This is a genomic window from Psychrobacter sp. Ps4 (assembly GCF_022129285.1).
GTDB lineage: Bacteria > Pseudomonadota > Gammaproteobacteria > Pseudomonadales > Moraxellaceae > Psychrobacter > Psychrobacter immobilis_A.
The window spans coordinates 149,448-156,036 of sequence record NZ_JADQAK010000006.1; the positions used below are offsets into that span (position 1 = coordinate 149,448).

Here is a 6,589-nt window from a genome sequence, read left to right on the forward strand (position 1 = left end):
GCCCTTTTTATAGTGTAAAGAAACTAAGGAAACCCTAAGGTTTTAGATAAGTCCAGTTTTGGACGTATCGCATTCAAAGGGTAGTTTCTTAACAAGTACGAGCATGAGAAAAACAGTAAGGTTACGGTTAGTTTTCGGACACGTTAGAACCTCACATTCATTTCATTACTGGCAGCACCTACCACCCCATGATTGCCACAAGGTTAGAACCGTATAAAACCGTACATTCAAAACCGATTAATACAGCCACCGACTTGACAGAACTTAACATTTTGCACAGCCCAAAACCTGATAAAACCTTACATTCAAAACCAAATCACACGCCGCCCCAATATGACAAAACTTGACATTTTGCAAGGCAGCCACCCATCATTGCTAGTATCACAAAGCCATACAGCATAAGGACTTAGCTAATTAACGGACAAGTATCGCGCGCGCACGCGAGGCAAGCAACAATGACAGAGGTTTTCATACATTATAAAAAGGAGTTCTTCGAGTCCACAAAGGGGTATTTTTCGGACTGTTTTAAAAGGACTGGGGTAATTTTCGGACATCGTAGAGGGTAGTTTTTGGAGTCCATAAAAAGGGACTGTTTTCGGACTGTTCTAAATCGACTAAGGGTAATTTTGCGAGTCCATAAAAGGGACTTTATGCACAGGTATCGTAAGGGACTTTTCGGACACCGTAAGAGGGCTAAAAATGTATTGTTGGACACGTTAGGGCTAGTTTATGGAACAGTACGCGCACGGGGCATATTTTGCCCATGATTGGTAGTTTCTTAACAGGTATCGAGGGGCTGCATAAGGGACTTTTTGGACAAGTATCGTAGGCGCATGATTTACAGCGGTCAGTAGTAGGTTAAAGTCATGTTAAAAAATCAAAGCACACCTTTTGTCAGTCATGCTAAGGTATAGTTTATTGAATGAACACCAGTAGGCGAATAGATGAACAAATTAATCCCTATGATCTTACTATCACTGACAGCTTGCCAGCCTATAGACAATACAGTTAATGATACTGATGATGTTATAGAGGTTACTGATATTTATTGGTCAAGTTATGGCAATGTTGAGCCATACCCGTTTACTACTAAGTATGGTCACATTGCTTGCAGCTTGAACGAAGTAACATATTATCCTGATGATACGATCAATGATGAGTCGCAAGTAGGCTTACCACTGAACAAACTGGCTCAGAAAAGACAAGATGAAATTGGTATGAAGCCAACCGTATCAAACGCTATCAAGCCTAATGCTGATTTATCCGAAGTTATTAGAATGGGGCTAGATAGGTGCAAGCAGACAAAGGCGCGGTTAGAGAAATTTAGATCAGAAAGCGGTATGTAGAAAAATCAAATTTGCCCAATGATTTAGATAACTTATATAGTGATCGTGTTTGAACTAACTTTAAGGTAGTAAATATCATGAGATTATTAAACCAATTATCCACATTCCTATCAGGCATTATAGTTTTAACAGTTTGTTCTTTGGGAGTAGCAAGTGCCAATAATGAATATGCCATGGTTGCAGCCGAACCATCTAGTGCAGAAGCATACGCAAAAGCACAAGCAGCAGGAAAAGTAGCTAGGGCAGAAGCATACGCGAAAGCAGACGCAGCCATTGCAAAAGCAAACGCAGCCATTGCAAAAGCAGAAATAGCTAGGACAGAAGAAAAAGCAGCTAGGGTAAAAGTAGAAGCAGCTAGGGCAGAAGCGTACGCAAAAGCACACGCAGCTTGGGCACAGTCCAGTGCAGAAGCAAAAGCAGATAGGGCGGTATCATTCAAGAGGCTTGAGCTGAAGGAATTAAGCACACATTGAGCGACATCTTATGCAGCGGTGCCAGCGACCTTATGCAAGTATGCAAGCAATAAGAAAGCGTTTGAATTGGCATGAAAACCCTAAAAGCATGCGCTATAAAAGGAGTAAGTGCGAGTTCATGCAAAGAAAACGCACACATTTAAGCGCCATTATTGAGCGCGTGCAGTCATTAGCAATTGAACCCCATGCAAACAAAGTGCACGCCCTAAACTTTTAATTACGCGGACGCATAAAAATCACTTAGGCAGCGGTCACCGCTTGTGAAGTCCTGAACAATTACACCGCCCTATAATGTTGAGAAATGTTGAAACATTAAATAGTGCAAACAATTACAAAATAATCTTTAGTTGATAGGGTAGGCACTGAATAACAGTAAAATCAAAATCTATTGTTGGTATTATGGTTGGTATCGTCTTATTTTTAACTTTAAATAGTTATAAAAATCAACTACTTGCACTTATAGTTTAGTTTCCGCCATCTCCACCAAATATTAAAAATCCGATCACTTAATGTGGTCGGATTTTTTTTTGGTTTAATTTTAAATGTAGATAGTTGAAATAAAAGTTAAAAGGGACAATCAACTGATTCTTCATTAGCAAAAAAAGTTATTTCGTAATTATAAGTATTATTGACGCAAATCTGTGCATCATTAACAGCATCAAATTGCTCGGCTGTTAAAGTGATAGCCATTGTAAAATCGATCACTTGCTGTGGCGATCTCAAATCTTTAGTTAAGTCATTAGCAGTAAAATGAATCTTAGCGATGTGGTTCTCAATTTTCACTGTAAAATTTTCATTGCCGAAATTACTAGACTCAAACCCTAGCTTTTTCTCCTCTGGTGTTAGACCGTTTAAGTATTCTTGAATCGCATTCTTAAGTGGCGATTCTTTATTCACAAATCTAATGACATAGTCTGAGTCATCTAGATTTGGGTTTTCAAAATAAACTTTCACAGCTAATTTGTCTTTAATTGACTGCTTGCTAATTTTATTAAGATAGCTTTTATAGTTTTTGGTATATATAAATGATATCTTAGTCATCATCGCATCAGCTAATTTAGGATTATCTCTTATAGTTGACTCTGTAGCAAAACCCCATAAAAATGGCTTAGAACAACTATCTTTATTACAGATTAAGTTGATAACTTCATTTCCATTTGATAGTTGGACTCTAGAATTTGGAAAAATATTAGCCTCATAACTCTTGTTTTTATAATACATATTTGTAGTTGTAAAAAAATTATATTCAGTCGGAGATAATTCATGGACTTCTATAAGCGAAGGGTAAATTTCATATTCTTGGATTTTTATCTCTTCCTTAAATTTCTCAGAGTTTTTCCAGTAGGTACATACAGTATTATCTAGATTAAACTGTGCGCATTTTAATTGAGGTTCGGATGTTTTTGATGATTGCATTTTTGGTTTATCTAAAAAAATATCTTCTTTATTAGTCTGAGGTAGCACTGATTGATTTTTATTCTCCGCATTACTGCAACCTGCTAATGTAATAGATAATATTGTCAGTAAAATCCTATAAATATTTTTTTTCATTTCTCATCCCTCAGGAAATCTTGGATCAAGTATAAGCTTACTATTATGATAAGGTGTGGGTTTGTTTCCAGAAGGAGGATTTGGTAAGTATTTTTTCATTAAAGCCACCAGTAAGTAATGGTGATCTTAGAGCAAATCAAGGCGCTAGGATTTTTCGATCATTACGTTTTCTTTAATACTTTAACACGTAAGCTATACAGTCAAAACGCCTTTATTAATACCCTATAAAATATAGGCTATAAAGGAGAAGTATTTTATTCAACTTTAAGGACTTTTTAACGTTTGATGAAGTAGGAGGAAGCAAGCTTGCCTAATGATTTAGACATCGTGTATTGTAGGTACATTTGAATAAAACTGAGAGTAAACAATACAATGAAAGCATTAAACCAATTATTTACATTTCTATCAGGTGTAATAACTTTGACTGTTTTTACTTTTGGAGTAGCAAATGCCCATAATGAATATGCCATGGCTGCAGCCAAACAACCTAGTGTAGAAGCATACACAAAAGCACACGCAGCAGAAAAAGTAGCTAGGGCAGAAGCCATTGCGAAAGCAGACGTAGCCATTGCAAAAGCGAACGCAGCCATTGCAAAAGTAGAATCTGCTAGGGCAGCAGAAAAAGCAGTTAGGGCAGAAGAGAAAATAGCTAGGGCTAAAGCATACGCAGCTTGGGCAGAGTCCAATGCAGAAGCAGCTAGGGTAAAACCAGAAAAGAGGATTGAGCGACTATCCACAGTTAAGCACTACAACCTACCATAAGTAATTGTAAGATAATAAAGTCCACAGCGTAGCAATGACCTATCAATACAAGGGCCAGAAAGGCGTGCCACTATGACATCGAACTATTAAAGATCAAATGCAATTATGAGCGCCCGAGCATGGGCAATGGTGGCTTTACGCCAATACAGAAACTAAACCATACAGCTTAATTCTATTTGATAAGTGTCTTATGGTTGGGATGATTACCTCTCCACCAAATATTAAAAATCCGATCGCTTAATGCAGTCGGATTTTTTTGGTTTTTTTATTAGCTTTTCTAGCTACTATCATCGGTAAAGCTTGTAATGAATGTCTTTGCCTCGAGTTAGTTTGGTATAGGCGTCAAATCACGCTTATCGATCCAACCAAATTTAGTACCATTTTTATAAGATACTTGTACCCAGTCTTCATTTTGATCAATAGCTTCAATAGTATCTTTTTGGATATAGTAATTTGGTGGTGATCTAGATTCAAAGGTGTCAGACAATATTTCTGCCTTATCTGACGTGACGACGTACTTGGTGGGTGGTGGGGTACAGGGCTTAGTATCATCAGCAGGCGGCATACTATTAGTATATTCTTTTATGTGTTTTTGATTATTATCAATACAATAATAATATTCTCCACTAGGCATAGACCCTCCCATCGTAGTGGTTGAAACATACCAATCTTTATTTTTAAAGGTAAAATAGTAATTAATGTTTGGTTGACCTTTACTTGAAAAATATGTGCCAAGAATAAAACCATTATAGTTCGGTCGAGGTAATATATCGTATAAAAAGTAACCTCCATCGCTGGCATAATTTGACGTACTCAAGCTCAATTTGTATTTACCACCTTTGTCTCCAATAAGAACATAAAGTTCGTCACCTTGATATAGATTAGCATTATCATTGATACGACTAATCACTAAATCATCTATGCCATCTGCAGTAACATCAAGAGTAAATATTTTAAACTGATTTTTTGTCAAATCCTTTTCGATTTCCTGCAGAGATAGTGGCCCATTAAATATGAATTCTTCAATGGTACCATCTATATTCCATGATTTAGAAATACCAAATCTTTTACCATTCTTATATTTACTGTCAGAGTGATAGATATTAGGATATAACGTGAATTTTGAATAACAGCGACCATTTTTGACACCATGGTCATAAGTGCATTCACCTGTTAGGTCACCTTGCTCATTCCATTTCTTAGATATACCATGCAAAACCCCATCTTTGTAAGTATCTTCACTCTTTTTTTGTCCATTTTCAAAATACTCAATCCAAGTCCCTGTTGGCAAATTATTTTTATAATAGGATTGTATTTTTTTACTACCAGACTCAAACAATACGGTTCTTATTCCTTCCCTTGGATAATAATTATTGGGATGGGCTACGTCCTCGTTATCGGTATAATCAAGCTTTCCCTCTGTCAATATATACGGATCTGTAAACTTATCTCCCAAGATAAAGAAATCCTGCACTAAATAACGATTATTAGATAATTTCTTAATGAGAACTCGATAATAATGCGCGTCTGACTTAGAGGATTGTTCAAGACCGGATAAATCATGAGCTTCCATATACAGAACGATATTTCTCTTAGCGTTAATGTCGCTGTTAACGTTAGCCACTTTAGCCGTGGTTATCGTTCCTTCATTGCTTGGTTGATGTTCTGAAGAAGTTGATTGTGCATTACAAGCAACGATAGAGATTGGGGCTATTAGCAAAAGAAGTGTTTTCAGCGTATTTTTCATTTAATTTGCTCTTACTAGAAATTCAAAAAAATTGCTACAACCACTCACAATCATCATTGTAAGATGAAAACAAATATCCATTATCTTTGCAATTAAACGTTTGGTTCATCTCATTCGATTCAGAGTTAAAAAAGCTTATTATATTTTTAATCACCTTAAAATCATCTGACTGAATGTCATAGGAAAAGCTCACAAACCTTTTACCATACTTGTTATCGTAGCAAGACATATATTCAATAGTAAACTTACCTGAGCTTGTACTGATATCTTCCAAACCGTCCATCATGCAGCCATTGATTGGATCCTTGAACATTAACGTGTTTTGTTGCCACAAATGACTTTTCCCGTTGACCGTTCGATATACGGAAATTTCAAGATCAAAGTTTCTATCGTCTTGTTCTTTAGGCTTTGCAACGCTTATGACATCGCTATCACCGTCCATATCTAAGTCAGCTTCTTTTTCTAAAATGACATTAGTAGGGTTATCACTAGATTGTAACTTGTCTATGGCTGAATCAACTGCATTTAAATTACTTACATGAACGTAACCAACATTGGACTTGTTATGAACAAAAAGCCAATCGCCTTCTATCCATAAAGCAGTAGCTTTACTACCATTATTAAACTTACCTACACGTTTAGAATTAGAGCTAGGCGGAGTTTTTCAAGCTAGTTGTCACCATCAAGCCCAATTAAGCAGCTTGTAATCT

The 6,589-nt window shown here is 36.5% G+C and carries 6 protein-coding genes; 3 read left to right on the forward strand and 3 right to left on the reverse strand.

The genetic code is table 11. From position 1 onward, the window contains the following. Positions 1-944: 944 nt before the first annotated feature. Positions 945-1,346, forward strand: a complete 402-nt coding sequence (locus I3252_RS05600) for a hypothetical protein (protein WP_201501557.1) — start codon at positions 945-947, stop codon at positions 1,344-1,346. Positions 1,347-1,423: 77 nt separating this feature from the next. Beyond that, on the forward strand, positions 1,424-1,819 hold the full coding sequence (locus I3252_RS05605) for a hypothetical protein (protein WP_238034498.1): 396 nt from the start codon (positions 1,424-1,426) through the stop codon (positions 1,817-1,819). 564 nt (positions 1,820-2,383) lie between these two features. Here the strand turns inward: I3252_RS05605 and I3252_RS05610 are convergent. Then, positions 2,384-3,370, reverse strand: coding sequence for a GerMN domain-containing protein (locus tag I3252_RS05610; protein ID WP_201553626.1), 987 nt, complete (start codon positions 3,368-3,370; stop codon positions 2,384-2,386). Positions 3,371-3,742: 372 nt separating this feature from the next. On the opposite strand from I3252_RS05610, the gene I3252_RS05615 reads away from it, so the two are divergent. After that, positions 3,743-4,132 carry a hypothetical protein gene (locus tag I3252_RS05615; RefSeq protein WP_201559837.1) on the forward strand — a complete coding sequence of 130 codons (390 nt, stop codon included), beginning with the start codon at positions 3,743-3,745 and terminating at the stop codon, positions 4,130-4,132. Between the two features lie 325 nt (positions 4,133-4,457). Here I3252_RS05615 and I3252_RS05620 read toward each other — a convergent pair whose 3' ends face one another. Together I3252_RS05620 and I3252_RS05625 are read right to left on the reverse strand one after the other, a co-directional pair. Then, a complete protein-coding gene (locus tag I3252_RS05620) occupies positions 4,458-5,879 on the reverse strand; it encodes a GW dipeptide domain-containing protein (RefSeq protein ID WP_201553628.1) in 1,422 nt (473 codons plus the stop codon). A 34-nt stretch (positions 5,880-5,913) separates the two neighbouring features. After that, a complete protein-coding gene (locus I3252_RS05625) occupies positions 5,914-6,321 on the reverse strand; it encodes a hypothetical protein (protein ID WP_238034499.1) in 408 nt (135 codons plus the stop codon). Positions 6,322-6,589: the final 268 nt, after the last annotated feature.